We start from the raw sequence: 15,991 nt of genomic DNA, 5'->3' as shown, positions 1-15,991 counted from the left end.
CTGTACTTCGGCGGCGCCGTCATCACCGTCCTGCGAGCCCGCTCCTACAAGACCGTCGCCTTCCCCGTCCTCTACCTGGCACCGGTCGTCGCCACCCTCGCCCTCGGCTACGCCGCCTGACTCCCCCTCCCCCGCGACACCCCGGCCCGCGATCGGCCTGCCCCGCCGATCGCGGGCTTTCGCGTGGTCGGAGCCCGGATCAGGCGCCGTTCACTGGTCCTTCGGGCCCGCCTGCGCGAGGAGGCGCCGCAGCCAGCGGGTGCGGGCGTCGCGGGCGTCCAGGCTGACGGCCGCCTTCGGGGCGATGCCGTCGAAGCCGTGGTAGGCGCCGGACCACACGTGCAGTTCGGCCTGGCCTCCGGCCCGCCAGATCGCGTTGGCGTACGCGATGTCCTCGTCCCGGAACATCTCGGCCGAGCCGACCTCGATGTAGGCGGGCGGAAGGCCGGAGAGGTCCGTGGCGCGGGCGGGGGCCGCGAGGGGCGGCAGGTCCGCGGCGCCATAGCGGTCGCCGAGCACCGCCTTCCACACGGTCGTGTGCGAGGTGAGGTCCCACAGGCCGCGGCCCGACATCTGATGGCTGGAGTACGTGCTGTTGCGGTCGTCGAGCATCGGGCACAGCAGCAGTTGCCCCAGCGCCTCGGGACCCCCGCGGTCCCGGGCCAGCAGGGCGAGGGCCGCGGCGAGCCCGCCGCCCGCGCTCTTGCCGCCGATGACGACGCGGTCCGCGTCGATGTCCAGTTCGGCCGCGTGCTCGACCGCCCAGACGAGTCCGGCGTAGCAGTCCTCCAGCGGTCCCGGGTACTGCGTCTCCGGCGCGAGCCGGTACTCGGCCGAGATCACGGCGAGGCCCAGCGGCAGCGCCCATTCGCGGAGGATGCGCGGCAGCACGGACCAGGCGTTGCCCATGACCATGGCGCCGCCGTGCAGGTAGTACAGCAGGGGCAGCGGGCCCGTGAGCCCCGCGGGCCGCACGCTCACGAGCGTGACGTCGGGCGCGCCCGGCGGCCCCGGCACGCGCAGCTCCGTCACCTCGAAGAGGCCGCCGGCACGCAGGTCCTCGGCTGTCGGCCGGGGGCGTGACGCCGCGTCCCGGGCGCGCCGCTCCTGGAGGTTGTCCGGGGTGACCGGCTCCCTCGGCGCCGTGCCCAAGGCCGCGAGGGCGACGCTCAGTTCGGGGTCGAAGGGGGGCGCCGCGCCCGGCTCGGGGACGCCGCCGGACCGCGCCGAAGCGGAGCTGACACTCATGATCCGCCCTCCGGTCGGACGGCGGTACCCCGGGCTGCCGCTGTGCCGCGGCAACCCACCCCCGCGCACGCGCGCCCCGGGAACATTCGTCTGAGACCCATACGGCGTACCCAATCACACCCCCGCGCACGCGCCCCGGCGGCGCGGGCCCGCCAGCTTCCCGAACGCCCGCAAGGACAGGGATGTTCGCGCAGCTCAGGCGGGCTGTCGCCGGGCTCTAAACCCGTCGGGGGCGCCGCTGAGTACGTTCGGCGTCAGTCCGAAATTCATCTCGCTCGGGACGTCACGGGAGGCCCCAGTGACCTTCACCATCCACCGACAACTGCCGGACGAACGAGCCGTGTTCACGCTCTTCCGGGACGTCTACCTCGGTGGGGCACCCGTGTGGGCCGTCCAGGAGTGGGTGCGGAAGGAGGCGGCCGCGTACTACGCCTCCGAGGTCCGCCGGTTCAGGTCGAACTGGGTCGAGTTCCGCGGCAGGACCATCGCCAAGGCGCGCAAGCACCGGAGCGCGATCCTGTCCGACCGCCCGGGACCCGCCACCTTCTATCTGGAGGACCTGCCTCCGCTGCTGTCGAGACAGCTCGACGAGCACCTGAACGACGCCGATCTGCCGCCGGGATGGGATCCGGCCGAGAAGAAGCGGACGATCCTCGGCGGCCTGCACTACGTGAGCGACGGAAATCTCACGGATCGCCAGAAGGCGGTCTTCCACATGGCCGGAGTCATGCGGATGCCGAGGCCCGAGATCGCGGACGCCATGGGGATCACGACCGGCTGCGTCAAGGCCCACTTCAGCAACGCCTGGAAGGCCATGAGCGAGGACCACGTCGACGTCGACGGCCTCGAATGGCTCCTGTCCGGGCAGCGACGCGAGCCCGTGCATACGTGAAGCGGCACGTGAGTGACGAGAGGGAATCGATGACCAGGCCCTGCACCACCAGCACCGCCAAGGAGGAGGCTCCGATGGGTGAGTTCCGTACGTATTCGTTCGACCCGGAGAAGCATGTCCGGGCCTACGCCGACACCGTCCACAAGGCCTGCCGGGACGAACGCCGGTCCACCCGGGCGCGGACGCACAGCACGATCGCCAAGGTGCCGAACGCGGCGATGCCGCTCGGCGCCGCCATGGTCAGCATCTGCATGACGGTCACGATGCTGCTGTTCTGGGGGATCTCCACGGCGGTGGCCCTGCAGCTGGGGGCCGGGATGGCGACGCTGTACACCGCGACGAACGACGTGCGGATCTCGGTGGTCCGCAACAACCCCGGCTGGCGGCAGCGGCACCGCATCCTCGCGCGCCTGATCCCCCAACATCCCGTGGACTAGCGGGGGTTCCGCCCAGCGCCGCCAGGATTCCGAGCCCGTGGCGGACGCTGAGCGGCTACGGCCCGTCCACGACCCCGCGCCAACTCCACGACCTCATCACGGAAGAGCCGATGCCCTCATTTTCATCGTGGCCCCCCGCGCAGAGAACGAATGACCGGGAAACACCGGAGTTCGCACGTTTCCACGTGTCCGCAAGGCCGGAACGGTCCGCGTCGTGCCCAACCCCGTCCGGGCCGCGGCGGCCTTCCGCGATAGCGCCGTCCGACGGGGCGCGAAAGCCCTGAACGACCGCGGCCCCAGGCTTGGTGGGGCCCGAGGCCGCAGCTGTGACGTGCGCCGTGTCACCGGTGCACGGAGAACCTTCAGACGCTCGCCGGTTCGCTCTGTGCAGGACCTGGCCGGCGGGCCTCCTCCTAGTTCCCGGTTAGGACGACCTCATGGTGCCCCCTTGCTCTTCCCCTCCGTGGCAAAACACCGACGACACGTGCGAGAGCGGTCTGTTTCAGGCCAGCACGGCGGCCTCGGAGGGCTTCAACGACACGTTCACGTGGGTCGCCCTCCTCACCGCGATCGGCATCGTCGTCGCCGCCGTCCACCGCTGGCGCGACAAGAGGGCCAAGCTCCTGGAGAAGGACTACGTGGTCCTCGACAAGGTTGTCGTCGAGCTCGATACCCTCCAGTCCATGACCGCGACCCATGCCGACCTGGACGGTCTGAGGAGGGAACTCAGCCTCGTCAAGCAGGCGGCGAAGCGCTTTCCCAAGATCCCGTTCGGTACCGTCGTCGCCACGGTCGAGGCGTATCAGACGACCGTGCTGAGCACCGAGTGCGCCAAGCGGCTCACCAAGCGGATCTCCGACAAGAAGTCGGTGACCGAGGCGCTGGACCTCTCGCGCCAGCAGGGCGCGAAGATCGCGGACATCCGCGCCGCGGTCAACACCGCGCAGCGCATCATCGACCGCCGCCTCAGGCGATGACCTCAGTCGGCCAGGCGTACGTCGGCGACGAAGGCGATCTCCACGACCTGCCCGGGGAAGGTCAGTTCGGTGACGCCCACCGCGGTGCTGGCCGGGCGGTGGTCGACGAAGTAGGCGAGGTTGCCCGCCGCCATCGCCGCGGCGTTCTGCCGCAGGTCCACCACGTACAGGGTCTGCGAGACGATATGGGCGCGGGTGAGGCCGTAGTGGTCGAGGATCCTGTCGAAGTTGGCGTACGTCTGCTTCAGCTGGGCATCGAAGTCGTCGGCGTGGCGGAACGCGCCCGTCCCGTCGAGCGAGAGCTGTCCGGAGACGTGGACCAGGTCGCCGGACCTGATCGCCTGGGCGTAACCGAAGTCGCTCTCGGCGGACACGTCGTAGCGGAAGACGTCATGGGTGGTCATGGCACTCGTCCTTCTGTTCAGAGACTTTCTTGTGGTTACTCGGGAACCGTAGGAGAGTGAGCGTCGACCTGGAAGAACGCACTTTTCCGTAACGGGGGAACCCGATGGTGACCAAGCAGCTGCTCAAGGGCCTGCCCGAAGACGCCGACCTGAGGCGGGCGGACTCCCTCGCGCGCGAGATCTTCTCCGACATCGCCAACAAGTGGGCGCTCCTGATCATCGAGGCGCTCGGCGAACGCACCCTGCGCTTCAGCGAGTTGCGCAACGAGGTCGAGGGCGTCAGCCACAAGATGCTCACCCAGAACCTGCGCATGCTGGAGCGCAACGGCCTGGTCGAGCGGACCGTGTACCCCACGGTGCCGCCGCGGGTCGAGTACACCCTCACCCGGCCCGGCCGGGCCCTGCGCGGGGTGGTCGACGGCATCTGCGACTGGACGCACGCGCACCTCGGCGACATCGAGGCCTCCCGCAGCCGCTTCGACGGCTGACAGCGGACGGCTGGCGGCGTGGGGCCGCGCAGGGGCGACCGCCGTACAACCCTCGATCCCTGGGATGTGTCTTCCCCAGTGAGCGGAGCCCTCCGGCGTTCCGCTCACCCTTCCCACTCGTTCCAACGGGGGAACACATGAGCTTGGTCCGTACGCGTACCCGCCGCGGTGTGACCGCGGCCCTCGCCGTCCTCATGACGGCCGGTCTCGGCGCCGCCGGCGCCGGATCGTCGAACGCCAAGACCGCCGCCGCGCCGCAGACGCGGCAGATCGCGTCGTCCGTCCTCGGCTCCGACTACAAGATCACGCTGACCGCGCTGCGTTCGACGGAGGACCAGTACGCGGCCTCCGTACGCCTCCAGGTCTTCCAGCGGGCCGACGGCGCCTGGAAGGAGTCGGACCGCGTCACCGTGGGCGACGTGGACGGCTGGTTCTGGTACCCCCTCACGGGCAGGGGCGCCGTCTGCGCGTTCTCCACCGCGAGCACCGAGCCCGCGCCGCTGACGGTGAGCCTGCTCGTCACGCCGTCCATCGGCTGCTCCGACGCGGCGCACTACGTCGTGAAGGACGGCCGGGTGTACGCGGGCTGAGCCGTCAGTCGAGCAGCAGCGGGTCGGGCAGGTCGGGCGCGGGGTGCATCCGCAGGAGGGTGTGGAGCACTCCCGCGAGGCCGGACATGAGGCTCGGCGAGAACGCCTCGCGGGCCAGGCCGCCGACCGGACCGCGTTGTTCGAGGCCGGTCAGGATCTCGCCGTCCAGGTCCTGCGGGTCCCCGACGCCCAGGGACGTCAGGAACTCCCAGAGGCCGAGGTCGCCGTGGCACAGGGTGTGGCTCCAGCCGAAGCCCTCGGCGGTGCAGGCGCGTGCGGCGCGCCGGGCCATGTCCAGATGGGCCGGGTCGCCCGCGCGCCGGTACAGGTCCAGCATGCCGACGCCGACGCCCGTGCTGCCGTGGCACCAGCTGGTGAAGAAGTCCTCCTCGGCGCCGATGCGCACGTCGAGCCAGTTGCCGTGCTCGGGCCGGTAGAGGGACTCCTGGTAGGCGAAGGCCCGCTCGGCGAGGCGGGCCCAGGCGCGTCGTTCGCCGGGCGATCCCGCGTCGGTGAGGGCGAGCCGCAGCAGGGCCCAGCCGATGCCGGTGGCGCCGTGGGCGAAGCCGCCGATGCCCTCGGGGTTGAGCCGGGTCGGCCAGCGGGCACCGCTCTCGTCGACGACGGCAAGGCCCGACAGCCTGCGGCCGATGCGCGCGGCCGCGGCCAGCCAGCGGTCCTGCCCCGTGGCCTCGGCAAGGCCGAGCAGCGGGACGACCCCGCCCGCCGCCCCGTTGAGGAGGTCCACCTCGACGTCGTCGTCGACCAGCGGGCCCGCCTCGAGGAGCACGGCCCGTCCGGTAGCCCGCTCCAGGAACCGGTCCTCAGCGAGCACCCGGTGCAGCGCGAGCCACGTCCACACCTGGGACGCGGCGCCGCTGAACGCGCCCGCCGAGGGCGTCGGCGTCCGGTCCTCGGTGCTCACCAGGACCCGCAGGGCCCCCGCGCACGCCTCGGCGACGCCCGGCACCTCGTCCGCCCGCCCGGCCCGCACCTCCCGGTCGTACTCCGCGAGCGTCAGCGCCACGCCGCCCTGCCCTGTGTAGAGGTCGGCGGGCAGCACCCTGATGGACCATCCGGCGGGGGTGAACACCGGGCTGATCCAGGTGACCGTGCCGTCCTCGCCGCGCACCGCGCCGTCGCACAGCCGCCGCACCATCCGCGCCGCGAGGTCCCGGCGGCGGCGCTCCCGGTCGCGGGCGTGCGGATCGCGGGCGGCGGCCTGCACGCGCGCGGGCAGTGACCGCTCGTTGAGGTACGCGCCCACCAGCGCGTCCTGGATCACCGACTCCTCCAGGGCCAGGTCGGCGGTGTGCCAGTCCTCGACCGTGGTGCGTACGGCGGCAGCGTCCACGGGGAAGGTGACCATCGGCACGTCACCGACCAGGAGTTCCACGATCTCGCCGTCGATGGCCGCGCGGTCCTTCGGTGCGCCCGGCAGTACCTCGGCGTTGCGCCGCAGGATGTCGCGGGCCCGCTCGACCGCGCCCTGCTCGTCGTGCAGCGACGCCGGGTGCCACAGCATCCGGCCGATGTCGACGTACGCCTGCGTCGGACGCAGGATGCGCCGCGCCGTGGCGCCCTCGAAACGGCGCAGAAGTGCGTACGGGTCGGTGCCGGGCCGCCGCAGGTGCGCGGTCATCTCGCGGAACCCCGCCAGGATCCGGTCCCAGTACGCGCTCAGGACCGGGGTGGGGCTGGGGTGGTTGCCCGCCGTGGGCACGGCCACCAGGTCCACCTGGAAGCGGGCCGCCGCGGTGCCGCCGTCCGCGATCACGGGGTGCGGGATCAGCGGCTGCTGGCCCGGCAGCGCCCCGACCCCGGAGATGTCCACGCCGCCGAGCGCGAAGCCCGTGCCGCGCACGGGCAGCAGCCCGGTGCGCAGTACCGTGCGGCGGATGGCGGCCGCCGCCACGTCGACGGCGTCGCCGCGGCCGCTGGGCGGGAAGGGCGCGGGGGCGTCGAAGAGGGTCTCCGCGTCCACGATCACCGGCACAGGGCCTGCGGCGATCATGTTCTCGGCGTGCATGTCGGTGCCGCCGGTGCAGCGCAGCACGGCGAGCCAGTGGCCGACGCCCCGGTAGAACGCGGCGAGTTCGGTGTCGTCGGCGCAGTAGCGGTGGGGGACGAACTCGGCCCAGCCGTAGCCGTCCCGGGCCAGGGTCCGCGGCACGCGGATGCGTTCGTCCGGCGGCGGGGCGCCGGGGAGGTCTGCGAACAGCTCGTCGAGGAGCGCGCCGAGGGCGACGTCGGCGCCGGAGGGCCGGGGCTTGTACATGACGCTTCCGGCGGCGAAGTCCACCCGGCTGACCGTGAGGCCGCCCCGGTGGCTGTCGCCCGCCCCGAACGCGACGGCGCGCACCTCCCCCGTCTCCCCTCCGAGCAGGGGTGTCAGCAGATCGCGGTCCGTGGCGAGCCGCTCCGCGAAGCGGGCCGCGGCCGCAACCGAGAGCCGCGCCACCGACGCGACCCGCGCGCCGAGGGTCGGGTACCGGTGGGCGAGCCCGTCGAGGTAGCCGTCCGCACCGGCTTGCTCGATGAACGCGGTCCAGGTCGGGTCGTCGGATCCGGCCGCCGCGCCCGCGTCGGCCCGCCCGCCGTCCGCCGTCAGGCGCAGCGCGTGCAGTTCGATCAGGAAGAGGCGGGAGAGCTTCGCGTGCAGGGAGTCGAGCAGGGCGGTGTGTCCGGCCTCCAGGATCACGTCCCGTTCGCGCCCGCCGAGGGCGGCCACGGCGGCGAGGCGCCGGGCCAGCTCCGCCCGCCAGGGGCGGGCGACGTTCCGTACGGGCCGGGCGAACCACTGGGCCTCGTCGCGGGCTTGTCCGGGCCCGTCAGGACCAGGCCGCTGTGCGGTCTTCTCCGGTGCCGATCCGCTCACGGGCCACCGCCTCCGTCCCGCGCCGCGCGGCGGCGCCTGTCGAGCCGCTCGGAAGGGGTGCGGGGAGCCGCGGGACGACCCGGCGCGTTCCCGGTGCCGGGGCTCGCGGCTCCCCGCGAGGGGTCAGCAGCACCAGCTGCCGTGCGACCCGCTCGGGCTGGAACAGAAGCCGTACAGGGCGTCACTCGGGTCGGTCAGCGCGGCCTCGGCCGCACTACCACCGACGTAGAGCGGCCCCGCGGGGTTGGCCTGGCCGTACGCGCTCTCGGCGCCCGACAGCCACGCTTCGAGAACGGCGGACTGCGCACTGGTCTTGGGCATGAGCGGCCTCCGGAAAGTAGGAGTCGGGGACGGGTAAGAGTCGGGGACGGGTAGGAGTCGGGGACGGGTAGGAGTAGGAGGAGCTGGGGACGGATTGCCGAGACCTGAGTATCACCGGATTCAACGACTCCTCAGCCACCCGATCCGGCCACAGTCATACGGGGTTTCTGGGGCTCAGGAAGGCCTCTGGGACAGGAGTGAGCGCATCCGCTCGGCCTGACTGCCCCGGCTCTGGGCCTCGTACAGGGCCAGGGCCTGCTGCCATGCCGCCCGGGCCGGGGCCTCGTTGCCCAGGGTGTGGTGGGTCTCGGCCAGGTTGGCGAGGGTGTCGGCCTCGTTCGACGCGTCCGCGTGGACGCGGAAGAGGGCCAGGGCCTGCTCGTAGTACTCCACGGCCTGGTGGTGCCGGCCCGTGTGGTGGGCGATGTAGCCGAGGCTGTCGAGGGTGGAGGCGGCGTCGACGGGGCGGCCGTGCTCGCGGTAGAGGCGCAGGGCGTGCTCGCAGTGGGTCTGCGCCTCGGCGTAGCGGCCCAGCTGGGCGTGCATCCAGCCGACGGCGTTGAGCTGGTTGGCCTGCCAGATGGGGTTGTCCAGTCGCTGGTACAGGGCGAGGGCGCGCAGGGCGTGTTCGAGGGCGCGCTCGTCGTCGCCGCGCTGCTCCCAGACGCGGCCGAGGGTGCGGCAGATGTGGGCCTGCCCCGCGATGTCGTCGGTGCGCTCGGCCACGGTGAGGGCCAGGCCGATGTGGTCGAGGGCCTCGCCGTGGTCGCCGGTCAGGGCGCGGGCGTGCCCGTAGCGCCAGTGGGCGAGGGCCCTGGGCACGGGGGCGTCGCCGTGCCGTTCGGCCGCCGTGAGGGCGGCCTGCCAGACGGCGAGGCATTCGGCCAGGTGGTAGCCGCCCTGGTGGTACGAGATGAGCGTCCAGGCCAGCTGCCAGACGTGAGGGAGGCGGCCGGTGTCCAGGGCGAGGGACTGCACGGCGAGCAGGCAGGCGTGTTCGACGTCGAACCACCGCAGCGCGGCGGTGGTGTCGGCCGGGTGCAGCGGGCCGCAGCCGGGGGCCGGTGGCTCCGGCTGGACCATGAACGGCGTGTTCGGCCCGTCGAGGAGCCGGTTGGCGGCGAACGCGGTGTGCAGATGGAAGTCGACGAGCCGGTCGAGGGCGTCCTCGACGTCCTGGCCGGACTGCCGACGGGCGGCCTCGGCGGCGTACAGGCGGATCAGGTCGTGCGTCCGGTAGCGGCCGGGGAGGTCTTGGCGGACCAGGTGTGCGGCTTCCAGCTCGGCGAGGAGCAGGCGCGTGCGCGCTTCCGGGAGTGCCGCGAGGCTCGCCGCGGCGGCAAGGCTGATGTCCGGGCCCGGGGCGAGGCCGAGGAGTGCGAACAGGGTCGCGGCCGCCGGGGCGAGCGCCTGGTACGAGGCCTCGCAGGCGGCGCGCAGGCTGGCGGTGAGGTCACCGGCGTCCAGGGCGTCGAGGCGGTCGGCGGCCCGGCTCAGTTCCGCGGCCAGGTCGGCGAGCGGGACGTCCGGGTGGGTAGCGGCGCGGGCGGCCACGATTCCCAGGGCGAGCGGCAGGCCCGCGCAGTGGTCGAGGAGCGCGTCCACGGCGTCGGGTTCGCCCGCGACCCGGGGCACGCCGAGATGGCTGACCAGGAGCCGGTGTGCCGCGTCGCGGCCGAGGACGTCGAGCAGCAGCGGCTCGGCCCCGTGTGTGGCCACGAGGGCGGTCAGGCGGCTGCGGCTGGTGACCAGGACCGTGCAGGAGGGGCTGCCGGGCAGCAGCGGCCGGATCTGGTCGGCGTCGCGGGCGTTGTCGAGGACGACCAGCAGGCGCCGTTCGGCGACGAGGCTTCGGTAGAGCGCGGCCCGCGCGTCCGGGTCCGGCGGGATGCTGTCCGGGTCGGCGCCGAGGGTGTCGAGGAATCCGCGGATCGCGGTGGGCGGGGGCATCGGCGGCGCTGTCGGGTCGAAGCCGCGCAGGTTCACGTAGAGCTGGCCGTCCGGGAAGCGGTGGGCGTTCTCGTGGGCCCAGCGCACGGCGAGCCAGGTCTTGCCGATGCCGCCGATGCCTCCGATCGCCGAGATGACCACGGTCCCGCCGTGCCCGCCCGCCGCCGTGGCGCCCAGGGCCTTGGTGAGGCGGTCGAGTTCCTCGTCGCGGCCCGTGAACACCCCTGGTGACGCGGGCAGTTGGCGGGGCACGGGCGGCGCCGCGGCGGGCGGGGTGCGCGGCGGGGCGAGGGGGAGGTCGCCGGTGAGGATCTGCTGGTGCAGCTCCTGCAAGGTGCTTCCCGGGTCCACGCCGAGCTCGTCGGCGAGGCGTTCCCTGAGGTGGCGGTAGTGGGCGAGGGCGTCGGCCGTCCTGCCCGCCCCGTGCAGGGCGCGCATGAGCTGGCCCGCGAGGCGCTCGTCCAGCGGGTGGGCGTCGGCTCTGGTGGTGAGCGCGGCCAGGAGTTCGCCGTGGCGCCCTTGCCGCAGGGCGATCTCGTCGCGGTCCAGTTCGATCGCGTGCCGTTCGCGGGCGAGGGCTTCGCGCAGCGCGTTGAACCAGGGCGTGTCCAGACCGGCGAACGCCTCCGCCTGCCACTGGGCGAGGGCCTGGTCGTACAGGACCGCGGCGGGTCCGCCGTCCTGCGCGGCCCGGGCCTGGGCCACCAGGTCGCGGAAGCGGTGCAGGTCCACCACCGAGGCGTCGACGGCGAGCAGGTATCCGCCGGGCCGCCTGTCGATGTGCGCCCCGGTCGTCCCTGCCTGGTTCAGGGCCTGCCGCAGCCGGGACAGATAGCTGTAGAGGGAGGAGCGGAACCGCTGCGGAGGGCGGTCCGCCCAGACGCGGTCGGCGAGTTGGTCCACCGACACGGTGCGGTTGGCGTCCACCAGGAGCGCCGCGAGCACGCCGCGCTGTCGCAGGTGCCCGATGGCGAGCGGTCGGCCCTTCAGCAGGACTTCGACGTTCCCGAGCACCGTGAACCGCGCCGTCACCGCACCGGCCCTCCCGCCCCCGTCGCCCGCGCGCGGCCGCTCCGCCATCGGTACTCGGCCGTTCCCGGCACGTCTCCATGCGCGCCGCACGGCGTCCCGCAGGCCCTGCCCCACCACCCTCACCGGGACGTTCAAGGTTTGTCCAAGGCTTGCCCAACCTTGACTGAAACAGGTGGGACCGAATCAACCGGAACGGGCTGGCTCGTGCCCGTTTGCGAGTGCCTCGTCCGCTCCGCCGCGCGCGCCTGGCGACCGTACGCGATCAGTCGGCGGAGGCCTCGATGAGGGAGAAGGGCGCGGCCCCTGCCAGCGGGGTGATCGAGATCGGGGTCAGGCCCGCGCGGCGGCACAGGTCCTCGAAGTCCTTGCGGGTGCGTTCCCTGCCGCCCACGTTCACCATCATGTTGAGGTCCGTCAGATAGGTGGTTCCGCCGTCGGTGACGTCGGCTTCGGCATGGATGTCGACGACTTCCGGCAGTACGGGCTCCACGATCAGGACGCGTCCGCCGGGCGGGAGGACCGCGCGGCAGTGGCCGAGGATCGTGACCGCCTGGTCGTCCGTCCAGTCGTGCAGGACACTCTTGATCAGGTAGAGGTCGGAGCCCTTGGGGACCGCGTGGAAGAAGTCCCCCGCGGCCGTGGAGCAGCGCTCCGTCAGGCCGTGCCGCTCCAGCGTCCGCGGCGTGTCTGCCAGGCCGTCCGTCGTGTCGAACACCACGCCGGTGAGGGCCGGGTGCGCGTCGAGGACACCGGCCAGAAGGGTGCCGTCGCCGCCACCGACGTCCGTGACCGAGGTGAACCGGCCGAAGTCGAAGGCGTGCGGCAGCGCGGCGGCGGTCGCCCCGGTGGCCTGGCTCATCGCCGCGTTGAACTGTGCCGACAGTTCGGGGTGTTGGCCGAGGTGACGGAAGAAATCGGTGCCGAAGACGGCGTCGAAGGCGATCTCGCCGGTGCGGACGCTGGTGTCCAGGTGCTCCCAGGCGCGCAGCAGGGTGGGGTCGGTGAACATCCCCGCGAAGGACGTGAGCGACGCGGGGTGGCCGGGGTCGAGGAGTGCGCCCGCCGGGGTCAACGAGAAGGTGTCGGGGGCGTGTTCCGCCAGCAGCCCGAGCCCGGCCAGGGCGCGCAGCAGCCGGGTCATGGGCTGGTGCGCGGTTCCGGCGTCGGCGGCCACGTCGGCGGCCCGGCGCTGTGCGTCGCCGACGAGCTCCACCACCTTCAACCGGACTGCCGCGCGCAGGGTTTGCGCGGCCATGCTGCCGAACGCGAGCCGCACGACGAGCTCGGCGTCGGCTGCTTCCGGCGCGCGGACATCGGTTTTCGACATGGGTTTCTCCCCGTTCGTGAGATGCAGGTGCGTGGGATGCAGGTGCCTGGGATGTACGTGCTTTTGCGTGGGGTGTACGTGTTCTCGCGTGGGGTGTACGTGTTCTTGCGGCGCGCCCGGTCAGCCGGCCGACGTGGTCGTGCCGGCCAGCGCGCCCGGTGTGCACCCGGCGAGGGCCTGTACGTCGCGATGGAGATGGGGCTGGTCGACGTAGCCGCAGGCCAGGGCGACGTCGATGGCGTTCTCACCGGCGCTCAGGGCGCGGGCGGCGCGGTCGAAGCGGACCAGCATGGCGGCGCGCTTGGGGGTGAGGCCGATCTGGTCGCCGAACCGGGACCACAGCCTCTTGCGGCTCCAGCCGCAGGCGGCGGCGAGGTCGGCGACGCGTACGCGGCCGCCGCTGCCCACGATGGTCTCCCAGGCGGCGGCGACCTCGGGTGCCATGGCGGGCGCTCGGGCCGCGCGCCGGGCGAGGAACGCCTCGGTCAGCGTGAGCCGTTCCCGCCAGGTCGTGGCGTCGGCCAGCCGCTCGCGGAGGTGTCGCTCGTGCCGCCCCCACAGGCTTTCCAGGCTGGTGATGGACCCTTCCAGCTCGCGCGGGGAGACGCCGAGCACCGCGTAGGCGGCCCGGGGTGACAGGCTCACTTCGACGCACTCGACCCGCTCGCCACGGATGCGGGCCGGACCGGGTGTCAGCGCGGCGACAAAGCTCCGCAGGGGCCGGTGTCCCGTGCCGCTTTCCACCGTGACCGGCTCGTCCCCGAGCCCGATGACGACGATCACGGAGGGCTGCGGGAGCACGCGCATGTCGAGACCGGCGGCGGCACGGTCACGGAATCCCGCCATCCGGACGCCGTCGAGGGACGCCCCGCCGAGGGCGACCTCCCAGCCGCCCTCGACATCGCGTTCCAAGGGGACGGGCCCCGCTTCGTTGCTGTGCATGCCCCTACAGTCGCCGACTTCGACGGCCCTGTCTTGGACGAAAGTTCCCACGGGCCCCCGGGACCTCGGAGCCCGCCCAGGAATCCGAGCCGTCGCGCCCGCCGGTCACAACCGGGGGTCGCGGTGGGTCGGTTCGCCGTCGACGGCCGTGAGCAGGACCGGCAGGTCCGGCAGTTCGGTGGCGGCGGTGGTGAGCGGATCGGCGGCGAGGACGGTCAGGTCGGCGCGGTGGCCGATCGCGATGCGGCCCGCATCGTGCTCCTCACCGGCCGCGTAGGCGGCGTTGACGGTCATGCCCTGGAGCGCCTCAAGGGCCGTGAGGGCCTGCTCCGGGCCGTGCGGGGCCTGGGTGAGGTCGCGGCTCGGGCGGCGGTGGCGGGCCCCGGCCATGACGCCGAGCGGCGGGGCAGGCGCGATGGGCCAGTCGGAGCCGAGGACGACAACGGCCCCGGAGTCGTACAGGTCGCGGCAGCGCCAGGCACGCCCGGCGCGCTCCTCGCCGAGCCGGAGCGACCAGTTGTCGGTGTGGTCGGCCCGGGTGAAGTCGCAGCAGTGGGTCGGCTGCATGGAGGCGACCACGCCGAGGTCCGCGAACCGGCGCAGGGTGTCGTCGGGGACGGTCTCGATGTGCTCGACCCGGTGGCGTACTGCTCGCCAGTCGTCGGCCTGGGCCTTCTCGACGGCGTCGAGGACGTGGCGTACGGCCGCGTCGCCGATGGCGTGGGTGGCGGTGGGCACTCCGGCGCGGTGGAGCGTGCCGATGACGCGGGTGTACTCCTCGGGGTCCGGCCAGAAGGCGTGCCGGGACTCGCCGTGGCAGTCGGGCTGTTCCAGCCACGCGGTGCCGTTGTCAATGGTGCCGTCCATGAAGATCTTCACGCCGTCGGTGCGCCACCGGCGGCCGCCCGCGCCCTGCTGGTCGATGAGCGCGCGCAGGCCGTCGGCGTCGGTGCCGGGCTGGCACCACGGGGCGACCCGCAGCCGCAGCGGCAGCTGCCCGGCCGCGTCGAGCTCGGCGTAGAAGGCGAGGCTGTCGCCGTTGGCGTCCATGGCGTGGCCGCCAGTGAGGCCCGCGGCGGCCATGGTCTGCAGCGCGGCGGCGAGCCGGGCGCGGCGCTCCTCGTAGGTGAGCTGCGGGGCGAGCCGCTCCACGAGTTCGCAGGCGGCCTCCTCAAGGAGCAGCCCGGTGGGCCGCCCCTCGGCGTCGCACACCACCTCGGCGGTCGCCTGGTCGAAGGTCCGCGGTCCGTCGACGCCCGCGAGTTCGAGGGCGCGGCGGCTGGCCAGCGCGGAGTGGGCGTCGAAGAGCAGCAGTCGGGCGGGCACGCCGTCGAGCACGGCGTCGAAGGGGGCGGTCGTGACGGGGCCGCCCGCGAACACGTTGGGGTCGAGGCCCCAGCCGCGCAGCCACGCGCCGGGGGCGAGGTCGCGTACCTCGCGGGCGAGCGCTTCGCGTACCTGTGCCACGTCGGTACAGGCCGACAGGTCGAGGCCCTCGGTGAGTTCGGCGCCGGAGACGGGGTGGATGTGGCCGTCGACCAGGCCCGGTGTCACCACCGCGCCCTTGAGGTCGATCACCTCGGTGGCGGGGTCCGCGAGCGCGCGGACCTCGCGGGCGTCGCCGAGGGCGGTGATGCGTCCGCCCGCCGCGGCGAGCGCGGTCTGCGGCAGGAACTCGCCGGACACCGGGTCGAGCAGACGGGCCGAGAGCAGGATCAGGGAAGTGCGCACGGGGGTCTCCTTGCGGGGTCGTCGGTGGGAGCGGCGACGCTCAGCGTGCTGCGAGGGGAATCGGTCGGGATCGGCGGCACGTCACGGGAAGGCGTGCCGCGGGCGGGTCAGTCGGACGTCGGGGGGCTCAGGGAGCCCGGTTCGAGGCCGAGTTCACGCTCGGCCGTGGTGGCGGGCATGCGCAGCACCTCGGGCGGGCTGTCGGCGGTGTCACCGCTGTTGACGAGCACGCCGAGGCCGTCGAGGACGACCAGGATCTGCATGGCCGTCACCATCGGGTCATCGGTGCGGAACTCCCCCCGTGCGACGCCGTCGCGGATGTGCCCTTCGAACCGGTCGCGCCAGGCGGCCTCCTGCGTGGTGACGCGGGCACACAGCGCGGGTCGGTAGCGGCTGAGGTGCCGGGCGTTGAGCCAGAGACGACTGATGTCGTCGTATGTCTCCCCTGCGGCCAGGGCGAAGAACCGCGCCAGGTGCTGGGTGCAGGTGGCGTCGGCCCGGTCGGCCGGGAGGAGTTCGTCGAGTTCGGAGCCGGCGGCGGTGCCGTAGGCCTCGGCCACCAGGTCGTCCACGGCCGGGAAGTAGTGGCTGATGAGCCCCGGCCTGACGTCGAGTTCCCCGGCGATGCGCCGGAGCGTGATGCACTCCAAGCCCTCGGTCAGTGCCACCTGAGCCGCTGCCGCAACGATTTCCGCACGTCTTGCCGCTGGGGATTTACGAATTCGCTTGTTCTGGAGCCTTGACGTCACGGAATCCATGCTATTGAGTGTGCGA

Annotated in this window: 14 protein-coding genes; 5 read left to right on the top strand and 9 right to left on the bottom strand. The window is 73.0% G+C overall.

The genetic code is table 11. The features are described from left to right. Positions 1–210: 210 nt before the first annotated feature. Positions 211–1,248 (bottom strand): alpha/beta hydrolase, encoded by a 1,038-nt coding sequence (locus IG74_RS0108375; RefSeq protein WP_030672108.1) that lies wholly within the window; start codon positions 1,246–1,248, stop codon positions 211–213. A 298-nt stretch (positions 1,249–1,546) separates the two neighbouring features. Here IG74_RS0108375 and IG74_RS0108370 point away from each other — a divergent pair, with 298 nt between their 5' ends. The 3 genes from IG74_RS0108370 to IG74_RS0108360 all read left to right on the top strand — a co-directional run bounded on the left by IG74_RS0108370 (position 1,547) and on the right by IG74_RS0108360 (position 3,554). Further along, positions 1,547–2,140 (top strand): hypothetical protein, encoded by a 594-nt coding sequence (locus tag IG74_RS0108370; RefSeq protein ID WP_030672106.1) that lies wholly within the window; start codon positions 1,547–1,549, stop codon positions 2,138–2,140. A gap of 29 nt (positions 2,141–2,169) precedes the next feature. Then, positions 2,170–2,577: a hypothetical protein gene (locus IG74_RS0108365; protein ID WP_030672105.1), complete on the top strand. Its 408-nt coding sequence runs from the start codon at positions 2,170–2,172 to the stop codon at positions 2,575–2,577. Positions 2,578–3,014: 437 nt separating this feature from the next. Next, complete coding sequence (locus IG74_RS0108360) at positions 3,015–3,554, top strand: hypothetical protein (protein ID WP_030672104.1); 540 nt, start codon at positions 3,015–3,017, stop codon at positions 3,552–3,554. A 2-nt stretch (positions 3,555–3,556) separates the two neighbouring features. Here IG74_RS0108360 and IG74_RS0108355 read toward each other — a convergent pair whose 3' ends face one another. Then, a complete protein-coding gene (locus IG74_RS0108355; RefSeq protein WP_030672103.1) occupies positions 3,557–3,958 on the bottom strand; it encodes a RidA family protein in 402 nt (133 codons plus the stop codon). A gap of 104 nt (positions 3,959–4,062) precedes the next feature. On the opposite strand from IG74_RS0108355, the gene IG74_RS0108350 reads away from it, so the two are divergent. Both IG74_RS0108350 and IG74_RS0108345 read left to right on the top strand, forming a co-directional pair. Then, complete coding sequence (locus tag IG74_RS0108350) at positions 4,063–4,446, top strand: winged helix-turn-helix transcriptional regulator (RefSeq protein WP_030672102.1); 384 nt, start codon at positions 4,063–4,065, stop codon at positions 4,444–4,446. Between the two features lie 137 nt (positions 4,447–4,583). After that, the gene (locus tag IG74_RS0108345; protein ID WP_030672101.1) at positions 4,584–5,036 is read left to right on the top strand and encodes a hypothetical protein; all 453 of its coding nucleotides are present in this window, start codon (positions 4,584–4,586) and stop codon (positions 5,034–5,036) included. A 4-nt stretch (positions 5,037–5,040) separates the two neighbouring features. Here IG74_RS0108345 and IG74_RS0108340 read toward each other — a convergent pair whose 3' ends face one another. From IG74_RS0108340 to IG74_RS0108310, 7 genes are all read right to left on the bottom strand, one after another. Beyond that, positions 5,041–7,914: a type 2 lanthipeptide synthetase LanM family protein gene (locus IG74_RS0108340; protein ID WP_078868662.1), complete on the bottom strand. Its 2,874-nt coding sequence runs from the start codon at positions 7,912–7,914 to the stop codon at positions 5,041–5,043. Positions 7,915–8,037: 123 nt separating this feature from the next. After that, complete coding sequence (locus IG74_RS0108335; protein WP_030672097.1) at positions 8,038–8,235, bottom strand: DUF6229 family protein; 198 nt, start codon at positions 8,233–8,235, stop codon at positions 8,038–8,040. Between the two features lie 174 nt (positions 8,236–8,409). After that, a complete protein-coding gene (locus IG74_RS0108330) occupies positions 8,410–11,217 on the bottom strand; it encodes an AfsR/SARP family transcriptional regulator (RefSeq protein WP_030672095.1) in 2,808 nt (935 codons plus the stop codon). Between the two features lie 262 nt (positions 11,218–11,479). Beyond that, the gene (locus IG74_RS0108325; protein WP_030672093.1) at positions 11,480–12,544 is read right to left on the bottom strand and encodes a methyltransferase; all 1,065 of its coding nucleotides are present in this window, start codon (positions 12,542–12,544) and stop codon (positions 11,480–11,482) included. 120 nt (positions 12,545–12,664) lie between these two features. Beyond that, positions 12,665–13,486: a helix-turn-helix transcriptional regulator gene (locus IG74_RS0108320; protein ID WP_030672090.1), complete on the bottom strand. Its 822-nt coding sequence runs from the start codon at positions 13,484–13,486 to the stop codon at positions 12,665–12,667. Positions 13,487–13,591: 105 nt separating this feature from the next. Continuing rightward, a complete protein-coding gene (locus IG74_RS0108315; RefSeq protein ID WP_030672087.1) occupies positions 13,592–15,217 on the bottom strand; it encodes an amidohydrolase in 1,626 nt (541 codons plus the stop codon). Between the two features lie 107 nt (positions 15,218–15,324). Continuing rightward, positions 15,325–15,975 carry a TetR/AcrR family transcriptional regulator gene (locus IG74_RS0108310; protein ID WP_420709869.1) on the bottom strand — a complete coding sequence of 217 codons (651 nt, stop codon included), beginning with the start codon at positions 15,973–15,975 and terminating at the stop codon, positions 15,325–15,327. Between the last annotated feature and the right edge of the window lie 16 nt (positions 15,976–15,991).

Origin of the sequence: Streptomyces sp. NRRL B-1347, from assembly GCF_000720325.1 — a bacterium.
GTDB lineage: Bacteria > Actinomycetota > Actinomycetes > Streptomycetales > Streptomycetaceae > Streptomyces.
The sequence above is the reverse complement of the archived record's forward strand: the minus strand, read 5'-3'. Positions and strand labels throughout refer to the sequence as shown.